The sequence below is a fragment of the Paraburkholderia sp. J67 genome (assembly GCF_905220265.1).
Lineage (GTDB): Bacteria > Pseudomonadota > Gammaproteobacteria > Burkholderiales > Burkholderiaceae > Paraburkholderia.
The window spans coordinates 705,902-723,288 of record NZ_CAJMZK010000001.1; the positions used below are offsets into that span (position 1 = coordinate 705,902).

At 59.1% G+C, this 17,387-nt stretch carries 11 protein-coding genes; 7 read left to right on the forward strand and 4 right to left on the reverse strand.

The window, feature by feature from the left end; genetic code table 11:
- The first annotated feature begins 84 nt into the window (after positions 1 to 84).
- A complete protein-coding gene (gene gabT, locus U5782_RS03025; RefSeq protein WP_321887262.1) occupies positions 85 to 1,374 on the forward strand; it encodes a 4-aminobutyrate--2-oxoglutarate transaminase in 1,290 nt (429 codons plus the stop codon).
- Positions 1,375 to 1,630: 256 nt separating this feature from the next.
- On the opposite strand, the gene dapA is transcribed toward gabT, so the two are convergent.
- Positions 1,631 to 2,518, reverse strand: coding sequence for a 4-hydroxy-tetrahydrodipicolinate synthase (dapA, locus tag U5782_RS03030; protein ID WP_321887261.1), 888 nt, complete (start codon positions 2,516 to 2,518; stop codon positions 1,631 to 1,633).
- Between the two features lie 980 nt (positions 2,519 to 3,498).
- On the opposite strand from dapA, the gene U5782_RS03035 reads away from it, so the two are divergent.
- Entirely contained in the window at positions 3,499 to 4,674 is a 1,176-nt protein-coding gene (locus U5782_RS03035; RefSeq protein ID WP_322019391.1) for a porin, read from the forward strand.
- A 260-nt stretch (positions 4,675 to 4,934) separates the two neighbouring features.
- Positions 4,935 to 5,879: a cupin domain-containing protein gene (locus U5782_RS03040; RefSeq protein WP_321887341.1), complete on the forward strand. Its 945-nt coding sequence runs from the start codon at positions 4,935 to 4,937 to the stop codon at positions 5,877 to 5,879.
- 8 nt (positions 5,880 to 5,887) lie between these two features.
- Here the strand turns inward: U5782_RS03040 and U5782_RS03045 are convergent, their stop codons facing one another.
- Together U5782_RS03045 and U5782_RS03050 are read right to left on the reverse strand one after the other, a co-directional pair.
- On the reverse strand, positions 5,888 to 6,838 hold the full coding sequence (locus U5782_RS03045; protein WP_321887259.1) for a LysR family transcriptional regulator: 951 nt from the start codon (positions 6,836 to 6,838) through the stop codon (positions 5,888 to 5,890).
- Positions 6,839 to 7,346: 508 nt separating this feature from the next.
- On the reverse strand, positions 7,347 to 8,894 hold the full coding sequence (locus tag U5782_RS03050) for a methyl-accepting chemotaxis protein (RefSeq protein ID WP_321887258.1): 1,548 nt from the start codon (positions 8,892 to 8,894) through the stop codon (positions 7,347 to 7,349).
- A 594-nt stretch (positions 8,895 to 9,488) separates the two neighbouring features.
- On the opposite strand from U5782_RS03050, the gene U5782_RS03055 reads away from it, so the two are divergent.
- The 4 genes from U5782_RS03055 (at position 9,489) to U5782_RS03070 (ending at position 12,869) form a co-directional block, all read left to right on the forward strand.
- Positions 9,489 to 9,908 (forward strand): cupin domain-containing protein, encoded by a 420-nt coding sequence (locus tag U5782_RS03055; RefSeq protein ID WP_321887256.1) that lies wholly within the window; start codon positions 9,489 to 9,491, stop codon positions 9,906 to 9,908.
- A gap of 134 nt (positions 9,909 to 10,042) precedes the next feature.
- A complete protein-coding gene (locus U5782_RS03060; protein WP_321887255.1) occupies positions 10,043 to 11,098 on the forward strand; it encodes an Ldh family oxidoreductase in 1,056 nt (351 codons plus the stop codon).
- A gap of 17 nt (positions 11,099 to 11,115) precedes the next feature.
- Complete coding sequence (locus tag U5782_RS03065) at positions 11,116 to 11,418, forward strand: putative quinol monooxygenase (protein ID WP_321854157.1); 303 nt, start codon at positions 11,116 to 11,118, stop codon at positions 11,416 to 11,418.
- 59 nt (positions 11,419 to 11,477) lie between these two features.
- Positions 11,478 to 12,869: an NAD-dependent succinate-semialdehyde dehydrogenase gene (locus U5782_RS03070; protein WP_321887254.1), complete on the forward strand. Its 1,392-nt coding sequence runs from the start codon at positions 11,478 to 11,480 to the stop codon at positions 12,867 to 12,869.
- 825 nt (positions 12,870 to 13,694) lie between these two features.
- Here the strand turns inward: U5782_RS03070 and U5782_RS03075 are convergent.
- Positions 13,695 to 17,342: a hypothetical protein gene (locus tag U5782_RS03075; protein ID WP_321887253.1), complete on the reverse strand. Its 3,648-nt coding sequence runs from the start codon at positions 17,340 to 17,342 to the stop codon at positions 13,695 to 13,697.
- Positions 17,343 to 17,387 lie beyond the last annotated feature (45 nt).

Here is a 17,387-nt window from a genome sequence, read left to right on the forward strand (position 1 = left end):
GCCAGCTAGCCCGTGACCTGACTCATTCACCTTTGCTCAACACCGTCTGAGTGCGGTAACCGAATCATCAAGAGAGAACCTGACATGACCCGCGACAACTCAACCCTGATCGAACATCGCCAGCATCACGTGCCGCGCGGCGTCGTCACCGCTCATCCGCTGTTCGTCGAAAAAGCGCAAGGCGCGGAACTGTGGGACGTCGAAGGCCGCCGCTTTATCGATTTCGTCGGCGGCATTGGCGTGCAGAACATCGGCCATAGCCATCCGCGTGTGATTGAAGCCGTGCAGAAGCAGATGGCAAAAGTCACGCACGCCGCCTTCCAGGTGGTCGGCTACGAGGTCTACACGCAACTGGCCGAGCGCCTGAACACGCTCGTTGGCAATGGCGAACACTACAAGTCGTTCTTCTCGACCACGGGCGCCGAAGCCGTCGAGAACGCGATCAAGGTCGCGCGCGCCTGGCGCAAAGTGCCGGGCGTGATCGCCTTCCGCGGTGGCTTCCACGGCCGCACGCTGCTCGGCTCGACGCTCACGGGCATGAGCACGCCGTACAAGCAGAATTTCGGACCGATGGCGGGCGAGGTCTATCACACGCCCTACCCCGACGCGTATCGCAACTTCAGCGCCGCCGATGCGATCCGCTCGCTCGAAGATCTGTTCGCCACGCAGATCGCCCCGGACCGCGTTGCGGCGATCATTCTGGAGCCGGTGCAAGGCGACGGCGGTTTCCTCCCGGCGGGCAAGGAATTCATGCAGGCGCTGCGCGAACTGACGACGCGCCACGGCATTGTGCTGATCTGCGATGAAATCCAGGCGGGCTTCGGCCGCACCGGCGAGATGTTCGGCTTCCAGCACTTCGGCATCCAGCCGGACGTCATCACCGTGGCCAAGAGTCTCGCGGGCGGTCTGCCGATTTCGGGTATCGTTGGCCGTGCGGAGATCATGGACGCGCCGCTGCCCGGCGGCCTGGGCGGCACGTATGGCGGCAACCCGCTGGGTTGCGCGGCGGCACTCGCGGTGCTCGACGTGTTCGAAGAGGAACAACTGCTGGCGAAGGGCCGCGCGCTCGGCGCAAATATCCACGCGGGCCTTGAACAGATTGCACGCGACCATGCGGCGATCGGCGCCGTTCGCGGCCTCGGCCCAATGGCGGCGCTCGAATTCGTGCGCGGCAGCGATCCGTTCCAGCCCGACGCCGATTTCGCCCAGGCCGTTATCGATCAATGCCGCGAAGACGGCCTGCTCGTGATCAAATGCGGCGTGCATCGCAACACGGTGCGCCTGCTGGCGCCGCTGACCGTGAACGACTCGATCCTCAACGAAGCATTGACAATTCTCAAGGAAGCAGTGACAAAAGTCTCGGCCAGGGCATGAGTGGTCCGCGACAGCATACGGACGCTTCACAACACGGCCAGTGGCCCGGGACGATGACTCCAGATCCAAAGATGACCTGTCGCTGAAAATCGACTGGAGTGCTCATCGCCCCTTCCTCCCGCGGTGTCTGCCACTGCGGGTTTCCAGTCAACTAACGTCCAACGCTTAGCCCGAAGATGGCAGCTGCGCAGTCGTGAGAGCCACGGATGGCGAAAGCGCCCTTGCCATTAAGTTTGGCCAAGGAGCGCTTGTATCCTCAGTGCGCCGACCGCGGGCGCGGAGAAGACTCCGCGTTTAAAATCGAACTCCATAACGCCATCAGTTCTGCGCTTACCACGGTCATAGGCGCACGCAATTCATTGCTGATTCTGCCAGATTGCGAGATCGCAGCCTTGATTGGGCCAGGGTTTGGCTCCGCAAAGGCTGCGCGCACGATCGGCACCAGTGAATGCCAAAGGCCACGCGCAGTAGCGAGCCGGCCCTCGTCCAACGCTCTCGCCATAGCTACAAACCGTTCAGGCATCAGATGCGCGGACGCCGAGATGGCTCCGCTTGCGCCCGCGCATAACAGCCCAAACATATCGAGATCCTCGCCACACAGGACCTGCAAACGTCCGTCGAGAATCAGCGCAAGCGACTTGTCGAGAGAACCACCACAATCCTTCACGGCCACGATGCGCTCGTGGGATGCAAGCTCCAGTAACGTGCCGAGCTGCAACTCGACACCCGTTCGCGAAGGGATATCGTAAAGGATTACTGGGAACTGGCTTTCGTCGGCGACCGCCCTGAAATAATTCACAATGCCAGCCTGTGCCGGACGCACGTAATAAGGCGCAGCAACCAGTATTCCGGCAATCGGCTTCAGGTTCAGCCCCCCGATGCGTTCGAGCACGGACTCAATGTGATTGCCGCCCACTCCTGCTACAACAGGCAGACTTCCAGCGGCTGAGAGAATCGTGTTGAGTACTGCGTCTTGTTCCTGTTCGCTAAGCGATGCGGGCTCGCCGGTCGTCCCTAGGGCAACAAGTCCCGCAACGCCAGCCTCGGCATAATGGCGAACCAGCCCATAAAGTGCGCCATGGTCAACAGTCCCGTTGTTGAACGGAGTAATAAGCGGAATCCAGATTCCGGAGAAATTCGACACGGCAATCCTTGCTTGCGGCCAGGTTGTAGAACACCTCAACGGTCTGCCGAATGTGACGGACACCTATGCGGCTTGCGTCTTTACATCGGACAAAACAACTACCACTGACTAAATGAGTAGTTGCTTGCGGTTTCGCACAAAGATCGCACGTCGGCCGTCACCCGACCGATTCACGAAGATCGACGCAACGTGAGAAAAGGGGAACTGTGGGTAGTGTGCGCAAAATTCTACCGCATTCAGCTACTGGATTGAATCATTTGTTGCATTACATATACACTAAATGCACTTTGACAGGCCTCTACCATACCTCATGGCGGCGCGAATTCAACTTCCCCCCGAACGGGCTATTCAAATCTCAGGGCTGAAGTCGGAGCTTTCTGGCTGCTTACGGACTGGTGGTTCCCATCCGTCCATGGTGCGATCGCTACTCCATGTCGCGGACTCATGCGAATCGGCATCGTTGTCACTAACGTGGGACCTAGACACTCCGGGATCAGTCCACTTTCCTGCCTGGATAGCGTTCGGTATCCGAAAAATTGCGTGTAGATAGTCATTTCCCTTTCTAGACAGCCTGCCCCTCCAAACGAACCGCCCCACCAAAACGCTCGTACCGTTGTCCACTTGCCACACGGCGAAACCAGGCGCCAAGTTTTTTGCGAGACGGAGTGCCCGTCTTGCACAGCGTAACAACGCACGTCGTCAATGCTCCCTCTTCTGCACAATGCGCACGTCATTATTCGCGGTGGCTTTCGTTTTCCACTAGGGTAAGCACCTGGCGCACATCAATTTACTTAGTGCGTTTAGTGACAATAGAATGCATTCACTGCGGTAGTTCGGCAACGCGGTCACGAGTACGCTTTGATCGGGTTTATTCATCCGTATCCACGCCGCTCCAGACTCGTGAACTCCGTAGATATATACTAAGTAATACGAATCAATTGCGGCACAGAATACGATAAAGCAAACCTGGAGATCATTTCATGAAGAAGTCACTTCTCGCTCTCGCTGCCCTGGGAGTCTTCGCAAACTCTGCATATGCGCAAAGCAGCGTTACGCTGTACGGGATCATCGACGAAGGTTTCAACATCAACACCAACACCGGTGGCAAGCATTTGTACAGCCTCGCCAGTGGCGTGATGCAAGGCAGCCGCTTCGGCTTTCGTGGTTCTGAAGACCTCGGCGGCGGCCTGAAGGCACTCTTTGTGCTCGAAAATGGCTTCGACGTGAACAACGGGAAGCTCGGCCAGGGCGGGCTGATGTTCGGCCGCCAAGCCTACGTCGGCTTGGGAAGCAGCCAGTTTGGTACGGTCACACTCGGCCGGCAGTATGACTCCGTCGTCGACTATGTCGGCCCTCTTGAGACAGGAGATCAATGGGGTGGCAATATATCGGCTCACCCCGGAGATCTTGACAACTTCAACAATGCCTATCGCTCGAACAACACGGTCAAATTCACGAGCGCGAATTACTCTGGTTTGCGTTTCGGCGGTACCTATAGCTTCGGCGGCGCAACGGGAAACATCTCGCAAAACCAGATCTGGTCGATCGGCGCTGGCTACAGCAACGGGCCGCTCGTTCTCGGCGTTGGCTACCTCAACGCGCGCACGCCGTCGAACATTGGCGGCCTGTTCGGCAACAGCACGTCGTCGACTACTGCCGCAGCCGTCACTACCCCGGTCTATTCTGGCTTCGTTAACGCGAACACGTATCAGGTGATTGGAGCTGGAGGCGCATACACAGTAGGCGCTTCAACGTTTGGCGTCACCTATTCGAACGTGAGCTTTCGCAATCTGGGCGCAAACGGCACGACGATCTATCGGCACGGCACCAACGCAACGTTCAACAACGTCGAAGCAAACTTCAAATATCAGTTTACGCCTGCATTTCTCGCTGGCGCTGCGTTCGACTACACGGACGGTAACAGCCTGACGCTGGCAAATGGCACGGCGAGGGACGGTGCAAAGTACTACCAGTATTCACTCGGTCTCGATTATTTTCTGTCGAAGCGCACAGATGTCTACGTACTCGGCGTGTTCCAGCATGCCTCTGGGCGTGATTCCACAGGCAAGACGGCGGTTGCCGCAATCAACACGCAGTCGGCCTCCGGCAATGACAACCAGCTCGTTGCCCGATTAGGCATTCGTCACAAGTTCTAAACCCTCAGCCAAGTGCGTATCGCCGGTTCCTTGTGGAACCGGCGCATTCACCTGTTCTCAAGATGTGTCCTGATGGCTTATACAACTCGCTATCGCTCGATATGGTGGCACCCTGCACCTTTTGCGCAAAGGTGATTTCGATGTCCGGCACTTCTGGAGCCATGGCGCCGCGTCTAGAGTCAGGTCAGCCTTTGAATGCGGCTCCCCACTCCACGAACGGATTCGCACGAAGCTCTCTGAAAACCCTTAAGGAGCACACCATGCTGACCGTGACATCGCCCGAGCTTTCCAGCGAACTTAATGTCGTGACCGAAGACGCGCAATATTTCGAATACACCTCGTCCGCCAATCCGATTGGTGCGAAGCTCATTTCGCGCGTGCCGTTCCACAGCTTCCCGCCTTCGCTGTATGCGGACGGCGCGACGCGAGTCGTGCCGCTTGACCTGTCTGCGGAGCTGGGCTGCCCTGGACCCGCGACGGGCCCCGGCCTGAGCGCCAATTTCCTGCGCATCAATGCAGGCGATGCGTTGACACTCGATCCGAACGCGACCTCGCAGGTCTGCTACGTGATCAGCGGTGCGGGCAGCGTGGAGCAGGCTGGAACGCGCTTCCCTTTTGCCATGGGCGACTTCTTCACGCTCCCGGGCGGCCATGTTGCCACGCTGGCCGCCGATGCAACATCGACGCTCTACTACGTCAACGACGCCCCTCTGCTTGCCTATCTTGGCACGACGGGAGTGCAGGCGCGATTTGCACCCACACGCTATCCGGCCGCCAGCGCGCAGGCAGCATTGCGCGATGTCGCCGAACAAGCCAACGCGGGCCGTCGCAACCGTATCAGCGTGCTGATGGGCAACGCCAATTTTCCACAGACGCGCACGGTCACTCATGTGTTGTGGGCGATGTTCGGGATCGTGCCGCCCAACTCCATGCAGAAGCCGCATCGGCATCAATCGATTGCACTCGACTTCATCGCAGGCGGCAAGCCAGGTGTCTATACGCTGGTCGGGACGGAACTGGACAGCGACGGAAATATCGTGAATCCGACCCGCGTCGATTGGGAATCGGGAATGGCCTTCGTCACTCCGCCTGGATACTGGCATGCGCATTTCAATGAAACGAACGAAAACGCCTACGTAATTCCTATCCAGGATGCGGGCTTGCAGACTTACCTGCGCACGCTGGACATCCGCTTCGCCCGTTAAGGCCGACGCTAGCGTGCGAGGCCCTCGTCCCAGTACGGTGGCTCGCCAAACGCATCGGCATAGAAGTCCACAAAGGCGCGCACTTTCGACGAGACGATTTTCTTCGGCGGGTAGGCAGCCCAGACCGCAGGTTCGGCTCGTCCGGTGCGTGCCTCCCATTCCGGGAGTACGTGCTGCAGGTGTCCTTCGCGCAGCGCTGCAGACGCAAGCCACGTTGGAATGAGCGCCACGCCGCAGCCGGCCACGGCGAGCGCGAGCACGGCTTGCGCGTCGTCGGCGCGCAATCGCCCCTGCAGTTGTACCAGCACGTGTTCCTGTTGTTGTGACGCTTGCGTACCAGTGGCAACTCGCGTGAAAGACCATCTGTCGTCCGGCACCAGGGGCAAGCGAAGTGCATCGTGCGCGCCAAGGTCGTCAGGGACACGGGGCGTGCCGTGACGCTCGAAATACTCCGGACTGCCGCAGACGATACGACGATGCGGTGCAAGGCGCCTCGCCATCAATGAAGAATCGGGCAGCACGCCAGTGCGTATCGCCACATCAATGCCCACGTCGATCATGTTGAGCGTTTGATCCGTCGAGACGATGTCGAGGTCGATGCTGGGGTAGCGGGCCATGAAGGCTGGCAGATGCGGCACGATATGCAGGCGACCGAAGGCGGGGGGGATTGTCACGCGCAGCGCGCCTTGCGGGGTGCGATTAAGAGACGATGTCACTTCGCGCGCGTCATCGAGTGCCTGCAACGCCAGCAAAGCGTGTTCACGAAACAGCCGGCCGCCTTCTGTGAGGACGAGTCCGCGTGTCGAGCGGTTGAACAGGGCGATGCCCAGGTCACTTTCCAGCTCGCTCACGTAGCGCGATATGGTCGATGTCTTGACGGCCAGTTCATTGGCCGTTTTGCTGAAGCTCTTCAGCTCCGCTGCGCGAACAAAGGCCCGTACTGCAGCGAAATAGTCCATGAATTATCTGCCGCGAATCAGATGGTTGTGCTTTTGCTTAGGCCGGTAGTGTACGCCCTTTCAACACGAGAGCCTCGTCGGGCTTAGAACGGAGTGCGCAGGGAAAGAGAACCGGCGCGGCGCTACAGCAACGTAGCAAGATGTGGCGTGAGGACGCACACAATCGCCGAAGCGTGTTGAACCGACGTTTCGACAATTTACCTTGAAGCGCTGACGAAAGCTGAAAACAGCCAAAGCTCCAGTCGACCGCAATTTAACGCCCTTCGCAAATAGTTCTCGACATCGCAGCAAATAAGCACCGTCGCGCCATATTGTGACAATGATCTGATCTCCCAACTAAACGCACTCCGTTTCAAGCCAAGTGAATCTCGATACCCTGCCCGCCGCACCAGATCGCAATATCCCGATGTATCGATTTCGAGCCCATCATGTCAGCGACCGGGGGGGCCATACGTCGAATGGCAACACTGATCAATGTGGATTGTTCGCTGCTCGCGAACAGCATGCGTTACCGATCACTCACCAGAGTGAAAGTCGATGCAGTCTCGGCAAGCATACTCGCCTGACTCTGCAGCGCTTGTGCCGCTGCCGCTGCCTCTTCGACCAATGCAGCGTTCTGCTGTGTCGCGTGATCCATGGCATTGACAGCGGCGCTCACCTGCCCAAGCCCGTTGCTTTGCTCGCTCGACGCCGCCGCAATCTCAGCGACAAGCGTGTCGACGCGCTCAATGGATGAGATTACTTCTGTCATTGCTCCACCCGCTTCCGTCACAAGCGCCGCGCCGGAATCGATGCGGGTAGTCGAGGCGGCGATGAGTTCCTTGATCTCCTTGGCTGCAACAGCGGATCGCTGCGCAAGCGTCCGAACTTCACCAGCTACAACCGCGAATCCTCGTCCTTGCTCACCAGCTCTCGCTGCTTCTACAGCGGCGTTCAACGCAAGTATGTTGGTCTGAAATGCGATCCCTTCGATGATCGTTGTGATTTCGGAAATTGCGGACGAACTGCGGCTGATCTCCCCCATATTCGACACTGCACGAGCGACGACTTCATGACCCTTCCTCGCTATCTGCGCCATCGAAGACGTCAGCTCGCTCGCGCGCGCCGCATTTTCTGCATTCTGGCTAACCGTTCCAGCGAGTTCCTCCGCGCTCGCGGCTGTCTCTTCGAGCGATGCCGCTTGAGACTCTGTCCGTACCGAAAGATCGGCGTTTCCTGCCGCTATCTCTCGTGTTGCAGTCGCGATAGCTTCACTGCCTTCGCGTAATGACACGGCAGTACGAATCAGGCTGCCCTGCATTGCCACAAGGCCTTTCATCATGCGCCCTAACTCGTCGCTCGTTCGAACGACAATTTCGCGACTAAGATCTCCGCGTGCAATTTCCTCAAAATGAGAAATCGCCTCGTTTACTGGTTCGAGAATTGCACGCCGCAGATAAAACCAGCTAAAAAGCGCCGCTATCGCACCCAGCGCAATCACCATCACGCTGCCCACCAAGAACCACTCATATGCACGCTCGGTTTCTTCGTAGTCCGCCCGCGCCTGCTTCAGCTGATATGCTTTCAGCGCATCTGTCGCACTCTGCATGTGCATGTACACCTGACCAAGCCCCCCTCTTAGTCGTACAACTTCCTCCCGATTGCCACGGGACGTCGCGTCGCGATACCGACCAAGTTCGCGCTCAATCGTCTGGTATTCCCTTGTGACATCCGATGCCAGTTGGTCCTCTTGTGCGTCGCGCGCAAAGGAAAGGTAGCGATTCCAGGCCGCCCCGGCTGCCTCACGTAGCCCGTTTTCCATCGCATACATGCTTTTAGCGTCACTGGAATCAAGCTGGATTGCGGCGCGGTCGAGTGTTGTGCGCTGACGTCCGACAAAGATCATCATCTCTCCGACCGCTATTGATTTCGGCATCTGGACTGCGTATGTCTTCCGGTTTGCGTCATTGCTCACCCTCATGCCTATCATCCCGAAAGCCCCGATTCCGACAAGAAGAAGTCCAAGAATTGCCATGGCAAATCCGATTCGCGCACTGATGGTAAAACGCGAAAACATATATTGCAGTCCTTATCAATTATTGTGTAACAACCAACCGAACATTGGTCTCATCCGGGCTTACGGCTGACCGATCGTTAACTTGAGTGTCGTTCGCTTGAGTTCTGGCTGCCCCCTTCATGTGCGGGCACCGCCAGAAGGCCGACTGATAATTAGATCGGCAACAGATCCTGTCAGCCTCTCGAAACCAGCGCTATCCCGGTATCCTCGGCAGTCCGCCTCGGCAAGCCTCTCATTGGTGAGATGAGAGCATCCCCATAAATAGCGCCACACCAAGCGATAGCACGACGCGGAAGACCTGCATGCTGCGAAATCGCATCCTGTAGCATAATAATGCAATCCCGCTAGTCGCCGCTAGGCAATATTCAGGCCTGTAAGGTATAGGCCTGCCGAAGCAGTGTAAACACTGAGACCGCGCGTTTTGAATTGCGTTTTATGATCATGAAACGCTATACTGCGATCTAGAGGCAGGCTTCATGCTAGACCCATACCCTGCGGTGGTGCCATGCGAGCCACCAACCGGTGGCCTGCCTCGCCCAATCAGCCAGCGCCACGGCGCCGCGGCGCTCCCCACACTCTGACCGGAGACGTAGCATGACCACGAAGACCCCGTCGGGCGCAAGCCTGTTGAAGCCCGAAACGCTCCCCACGCACGAACGCGGCGGCGGCGCACGCACCACGCCTCTCGTAACGCGAGACGTCGGCACGACCAGCTTCATCACTGGCTACACGTCCTTCGATCCGGGCGTGGAAATCCCGTTTCACAGCCACAACGTCCAGGAAAGCGTGGTGCTGATTGAGGGCGAAGCAATCATGGATATCGACGGCCTTGAGTACCAACTCAAGCCGCAGGATGTCACGTTCATCCCGCCGAACGTGAATCACCGCTTTCGCAATCTCTCGAAAACAAATCCGATGAAGATCCTCTGGATCTACGCAACGCCCGAGGCAACGCGCACCCTGACGGATTCGGGCCAGACCAACCCGGTCTCCTCCGAGCACGGCAAGCGTTAATCACAACCGTTTTACGGTGCTGCCTACCGAATACAAGTTCGACGTCTGATTGCTCCTGCCTTCCATCGCAATGCAAACCAGCCGCCCGGCAGTCACCGTGTCGCAAGATATTTCGGCAACACCAGGAGATACACATGCCTATCACCGTTCAAGCGGAAGGGCTCACCCAGTTCGGTACAGCCGTTCTTGAATCCTTGAGCGTCCCCCGCGACGATGCACACCTTTTGGCTGACAGTCTCGTCACAGCAGAGCTCTGGGGCCACTCGTCGCACGGCATGCTGCGTCTGCCGTGGTATGTCGAACGCCTGCGCACCGGCGTAATGAAGTCGATCACCAAACCAGAACGCGTCATTGATAGCGGCGCCCTAGCGGTGCTCGATGGTCACCATGGCATTGGTCAGATCCTGACCACACGAGCCGTTGAGCTTGGCATTGAACGCGCACGCGAGTTTGGCGTTAGTGCAGTCGGTGTACGCAATTCAAATCACTTCGGTACAGCCGCGTATTTCACGCGCATGGCGGCCGAAGCTGGTTGCGTCGCACTCCTCGCAACAAACGCAAGCCCGGCGATGGCACCCTGGGGTGGCAAGCAAAAGGCTGTGGGCACCAATCCCTGGTCGATTGCAGCCCCGGGAGGCAAGCGCGGCGTCGCCGTGATGGATATCGCAAATACCGCAGTCGCGCGCGGCAAAATCTACCTCGCTGCAGAGCGCGGCGTAGCAATCCCCGACAACTGGGCGGCCGACGAAAATGGTGTTCCGACCACCGACGCCAGCAAGGCTGTGCATGGTCTGATCCTGCCTATGGCCGGTCACAAGGGCTACATCATCTCGTTCATGATGGATGTGCTCGCAGGCGTGCTGACAGGAAGCCACTTCGGCTCCGATGTCGTTGGCCCGTACGACGCAACGAAGCCCAGTGGCTGCGGGCATCTTCTGCTGACGATCGACATCAAATCCATGATGCCCATCGCTGAATTCGAGCAGCGAATGGAAACGCTGATCGACGAGATCAAAAACACCCCCAAGGCTCACGGCATCGACGAAATCTTTTTCCCGGGCGAAATCGAAGATCGCAACACGGAAAAGCTTCGCAAGGAAGGCATCACGATCGCCGACCACACCTGGAAGAGCCTTGAAACGCTCAGCAACGAGACCGGCGCCGCTTTGCCGGTTCCAGCTCACGCCTGACCAAAAAGGAACTGAAAATGCTCGCTCTTATCGTCTCGGTGAACGTCTATCCCGAGCGCCTGGAAGAATTTCTCGCCGCTATCAAGGAAAACGCCGCTCGCACGTTTAATGACGAGTCTGGCTGCAAGTACTTCGACGTAACTCAAGACACGAAGGATCCGCACCACTTCTTCTTCTACGAGCTCTACGAGAACGAGGCCGCGATCGACGCTCACCGCGCCGCGCCTCACTTTGCAAAGTGGCGCGAGGCCGCTGACCGATGTGTGGTCAAAGGCAGCCAGGTCAACACCATTTGCACGCAACTTTTTCACCACGCCTGATGGCCTACCAGCCGCAACTTTAGTGCGGCCGGTTTCCATAGACGACAGGATCCAATGTCATGACGCAATCCATCACCACCGTCAACCCGCTCAACGGCCAGACCATCGCAACGTATGAGAGCTGGTCGTCACAGCAAGTTGAAGAAGCCGTCGAGCGTGGCCACGCCGCTGCACTCGCGTGGGGCAAGACGCCCCTGAATGAGCGCGTGACCGCAGTTCGCCGTCTCGCTGAAGTGCTTCGTCGAGAAAGCAAGGCGCTGAGCCAACTCACGACGATGGAGATGGGCAAGGTCATCGCGGAAGCTGCTGGTGAAGTCGAAAAGTCGGCAGTCACGGCGCTCTACTACGCTGACAATGCTGAACGCTACCTCGGTGACGAGAAGGTAGACATCGACGGCGTCGACACCTGGATCAGCTACGAGCCGATCGGACTTGTACTCGCGGTCATGCCGTGGAATTTCCCGGTATGGCAAGTTATGCGCTTTGCCATACCGTCTGTCACCGCAGGCAATGGCGTGATTCTAAAGCATTCCCCGAACGTGACGGGATCCGCACTAGCCCTCGAAAAGATCTTCGTAGAAGCAGGCTTCCCGCAGCACCTCGTCACGACGCTCGTCGTGGCGGAACCGGAAGTACCCCAGCTTATCGAGAAACTGATCAGCGACGATCGTATTGCTGCGGTCACCCTCACCGGCTCGAATCGCGCTGGTGCGGCTGTTGGCAGTGCCGCTGGCCGTGCCTCGAAAAAGTCGGTGCTAGAGCTTGGTGGCTCGGACGCTTTCGTGGTCCTCGACGACGCAGACCTTCCCCGTGCTGTTGAGGCCGCTGTCAAAGCGCGCTTCAACAACGCTGGCCAAAGCTGCGTATGCGCGAAGCGCTTCATCGTCTCAGAATCGATCGCCGACGCATTCACCGAGCAATTCGTCGCAAAGGTCAAGGCACTCAAGGTCGGTGACCCGACCGCTGCCGAAACGCAAATGGGCCCGCTCGCGCGCGGCGATCTGCGCGATATGCTGGACAGTCAGGTGCAGCGCTCCGTCGCCGCGGGCGCTTCGCTGTTGACAGGCGGCGCCTCAATCGACGGCCCCGGGTGCTTCTACGCGCCCACGGTTTTGGCGGTTTCTGGTCCTGGCATCGCAGCGTTTGATGAAGAAACGTTCGGCCCAGTGGCAGTCGTGGCACGGGCGAAAGACGACGCCGATGCAATCCGTCTTGCGTCCGCAACGCAATTCGGTCTTTCGATCAGCGTCTGGTCGGCTTCCAGGCAACGTGCTCTCGCGATCACCAAGGGTGTGACGACCGGCGCCGCGTTCATCAACTCGATGACTGCTTCCGACGCACGCGTACCATTCGGAGGCACCAAGAAGTCAGGATACGGACGGGAACTCGCATCGGCAGGTATTCGCGAATTCACAAATACACGGACCTTCTGGGCAGTCGAGCCGAAATAATCGACTTCGCAAGAGGGGCGGCACATCGTGTGCAGCCCCTTTTCTTCGAGAGGATGCTGGAAACCCCATCCTCCTCCGCGCCAACTGTTCAACTAGCCCAGATCGCACATCCCACCTGCACCGTCCGCGGCGGGCGGCCATCGGCCAAGAGCGGTCAGTCGACAGCGCCTTGAAGATTGGTAACAATAGATTCTGTCTACCACCTATCCGGCCTCTCGATATGGCAACGCTGGCACATGAAGCGGATTTACCTGACCCCGAGGATGCGAAGGCTATCTTTGCTTTTGCGATGTCATTCAACGGGTATGAACGATACGGCTCATTCGAGAATTCCTCGGCTCTCGCAAAACAAAAGCCGCGACAGACGTTGGATGAGTTGCGGAACGAGTTATTCTTCGTTGCTCGCGCATCTCGGCATGTCGGAACCGATAGATACGTTGCTCTCTATCGAGAACTGCTTCCGTTGTTCAGGATGCACTTGCAACGTTGACGCGCTCCCCTGTAGGGACGATACGGGTCGCTAACGCCAGCAGGTACTTGCTGAATGGCTGCTATCAAGCAACCTGACTGACCGCTCAGGGTCGGGTTGAGCCGGCCAGTTGAATCACTAGCTGGCGCATCGATGCAAATCGCATGAGCCTGCGTGCGGCGAGGAGCGGCCACTCATCCCCGGCGCGTGCGGACATTCGAACGTCTCTTCCACTCAGACAACCGACCCTCTGATACACGACGAAGGCTGCCCTAGATCGTGTTTCGGACGACAGTCGTCGCGCTCAAGAACTCGGCGCCACGAGAGGCTAGCCGAGGCAACGCAGACCTCGGTTGTCAAGCCGTCTGCCCGCCCGCCGTCAGTATCGATTGGGCCACAGGAGCAGCCACCGGGGGCGAGCCTTGTCCGGGCACGTGGAGGTCCGCGATCAGGAATACCACCGCGACCTCCCGGTGGTCGACCCGGTAAGTCGCGATATAGCCGCTGGTCTCATAGTCAGGGGTGCCCAGAGATTCGCACCCTAGAAACGCGAGTCCGGCCGGCACCTCGCTCTCAAGCATGTGCCGGAGATAGTCCAAGATGGGTTTGACTTCAGCGGCGTAGGAGTACGTAACGTGGAAATAAACGTCGCAAACGCCGTATGCAAGCAACTTGTCGAAGTGCTGCTTGATATAACTCCGATTGAGGCCAGAACAAACGAGCGCTTCGTAAATGCAGATTTCCTGACCGGCCACGCGGACAACGGCGTCTCGCTCTCCGGGGTTTCCATTTGAGGTTGACCCGCCGAGCGACTGGTCGCCGACATCCCACTTTGCCACCGCGAGCGACGCCCCAAGAACCTCTCGAACGGCGGTATTGAGGTCGTTCTCGAACCTCGCCTCGTTACCTGGGCTCTTTCTGTCACGAAGCATCGCCCCCATGTGCTGGAGCGAAGCTACGGCGCGTGAGACTTGCCGCACCATGTAGCCTCGCATGCCACCGCCGGAAGGACCTAGCACCTCTCCAACCAGCGAAGGTGGCAACTCGGACAGCTGCTGGAGGGCAGCTCGAATCGACGAGATCGGATCCACGTTAACCGCTGCCGACGTGACGCTGGACGTGGGCGCGCCGGCTTCGAGGTCGTTCTTGAGCGCAACCAGCCGGTCGTCGGGGCCGAACTCCGTGAGAGCCGCGTCCAATATCGCCATCGCCTCGCCGCGATGCCCGAGCGCGATCTTTGCGAGCACAGTAACCATGTCTAGGTCCACGCCCGGCGCCTCGGCGCGGCGCGCGGCGATGCTCTTCATGGCGTCCTCGGGTCTCTGCAATGCGAGCAAGAGCAGCGCACGGTTGGCCAGCAAATTGTTGCCAGCAATCTTCTCGTCCGGAGAGACCGCTGCGTTGATCTCAGCGAGCAGTTGTTCGCCAGCCACCTTTTCCGTGCCGACCAATGGATGAAGGGTCGGCGCCAATAGCTGTTGAATGGCAATTGCGAACATGTTCTCCCGGTATGCCGGTGCGGCACCTGGGCGCGCTGCCAGCCCTAAGAGCGCCGCCCGCGCCTGTGCCAATTCGCCGTTCGGGCGCAGCAACTGCGACGTGGCCCTGTAGAACGTCAGGTGGTCGTGAGCTTGGCGAGTCGCAGACACATCCAATGTTGACGGAATCACCGCAGCATCGAGGGACGACCAGTCTTTCTCCTTCATCAGAAGTTGAAGACTGAGATTGAACAGGGCCAGACGGAACTGGGAGGGCGCCCGGTCGATGTCCTCCGCCGCGTCGTCGAAGTGCTCTCGCGCGAGTCCGTATTCCCCGGCGGCCAGCAGCGATTCGATACGTCGCTGCAGTTCAGTCCAGGTCCAGAGCGTCGACGCTTCCTCTGGCTTCAACTGTCGCAGCCTCCCTTGGATGCCCGCCTTCGCTGCAGAGGGCAGATGCTGGCAGAGTTCAGCGAGCAACACCGGATCGTCAGATTGCGCGAGCGATTGAAGCAAAACGTTCTGCCGAGAGCTGTCGAGCCGCCGCCACGCGGCCGCGAGATCCTTCGCTGGCGACCCGTGCTCACACGCGAGAAAGCGGTTCGGGCTGTACCTATCCGTGAGTACCCCCATCCGTCCCTTCTCGGCATGCTCAATTGTGCTGCGCGAGACGAGCGCCAAGAATGGGTCGCCGAATTCCGCTGGCACGTCCCCTTTTGGCCAACCGGCTACCGCACGGGCGAGCAACCTCACGTGCTCTCTTAGCGTTTTGGCGATGTTTGTGCGAACAGAGAGCTTTTCCTCCCCCGCCGTCTCCCGCAAGAGCTTCGCGCTATCGAACGGTACTAAAAGCGAGTCTCGCTTGGTCGGCGCCTGAGCAAGCGCCGTCGCGACGAGCCGCGCAGCGAGTTCCGGAGACAAGCTATCCGCGTCCGTCCAATCCAGATGCAGGTCACGTGCGAACTTCGCGTACAGGTCGACGATTGCCGAGGCGTCGGAGTGCGCGTCTTGGAGGCACTCCAATCCGGCTAGTACCGCTGCGAAGTTTGCGCGGGGAACATTGTTTTCGTAGGCCGCTTGGTCGATGAGGTGCTGTAGAACCTCAGACTGAATTTCGCCAACTTCCTTCGCGAGCAGCCCGAGAAGCTGGCGGCCGACAAGTCGCCTCGAATCGGCGACCGCTCGCCCGCGAACGCCAGCGTAGCACCAGGTGACCAACCCCGCGCATTCTTCGAGGTCAAGCGTGCCCTGCTTCAGTTGATGCGCTAGGAGCGACAGCGCATCCTCAACTGCATACGCTTTGGTCTGCGCTTCACGGCGAATAATTCGGTCACTGTCGCGTCCCGACCCCGACCGCCACTCGATGATGAGCCTCGCGCCTAGGCTCACGACCAGCGGGTCCATTAGCATGTCCACCAACAGAGCGGGTACGACATTAACTCGGTACAGCAGTTTTTGCATCGCCAAAGGGTGAGCGGCGGCGAACGATAGAAACGTTGCAGCGCGATGCCTAACATTCGGTCCGCTACCGGTCTTCTCGAGTTCAGAGCAGAGTAGCTCGAGTGCGAAGCTGACCGTGCTCGCACCGAGCCGATGCATCATGAGATGCTCAATTTCCATCATGCCCAGCCAGTCGACGCGAGCCACGAGCGTCCGGGGCGCTGGCTTCGTCGGCAGCCTCGAAAATCTCAACCGGTCGAGCGGTATCGCAAACGTCTTCTCGAGCACGTCCGCGTAGCGAGCAGCATCGTCGTCCCAGGTTCTCCAAAGCTTCTGGCGCTGTAGAACTCGATGTGCGGCCTCGCGGCAGTACTGCGTCTGGGTTGTGCCCCAGTTGATGTCCCATCGACCGCTGCAGCGAAGGACATCGCACCACGTAGACCATTCTAAGAAAGCCCTGTCAACTTCCCCGGCGTCCGGGTCCATCGCCTGCGCCGGTGTGCTCGCCTCGTCAACTTCTTCAGCGCGCGCGGCCGGCCGCGGGCATAGGCGCTCCCACAGGCGTGCAGCAATCCAGTCCGGGTCTCGCGTGGGAATCTGCGAGTCCAGCCATCCTTCAAGTGCGATGAGGGCAACGAGGGCTTCGGCATCCGGCGAGGGTGCTTGCTCCTTCGGGATGAATCGAGCCTTGCGCAAGCCCTCCAAGAACGACTGTGTGCTTGGGCTCGGATAGCTAATGTCGCTGTGCGCACCCGCTGGCGTGCTTTGCATGACCCAGCGGCCTCCGTCAAAAAACACCCACCCTAGGCGGACGAGCTCGCCGAAGTCGGGGCCGCCGTCTGCAATGCGCTCTTCGGAACGATCCCACGCGGTGGCGACGTCTTCGGCACCGCCGGCGTATTCAAGCCGGTAGTGCCTGCTGACATCGAGGAGACTTAGCTCGTCGACCATCCCCTCCGGGTTGAGGATGACCCGCGGCTGCCGCGATCGAGGCAGCCAACGCTCGAACATCTGCCTCAGCTCGTGGCGCGCTCGCAGTGGCGCAGCCATGCCCTCAAGCGGCAGCACGTCCTCGTATTCAGCCACGATATCTCCTCCAGATCAGACGAAGTTGTTGTCACGGCGCTCGAA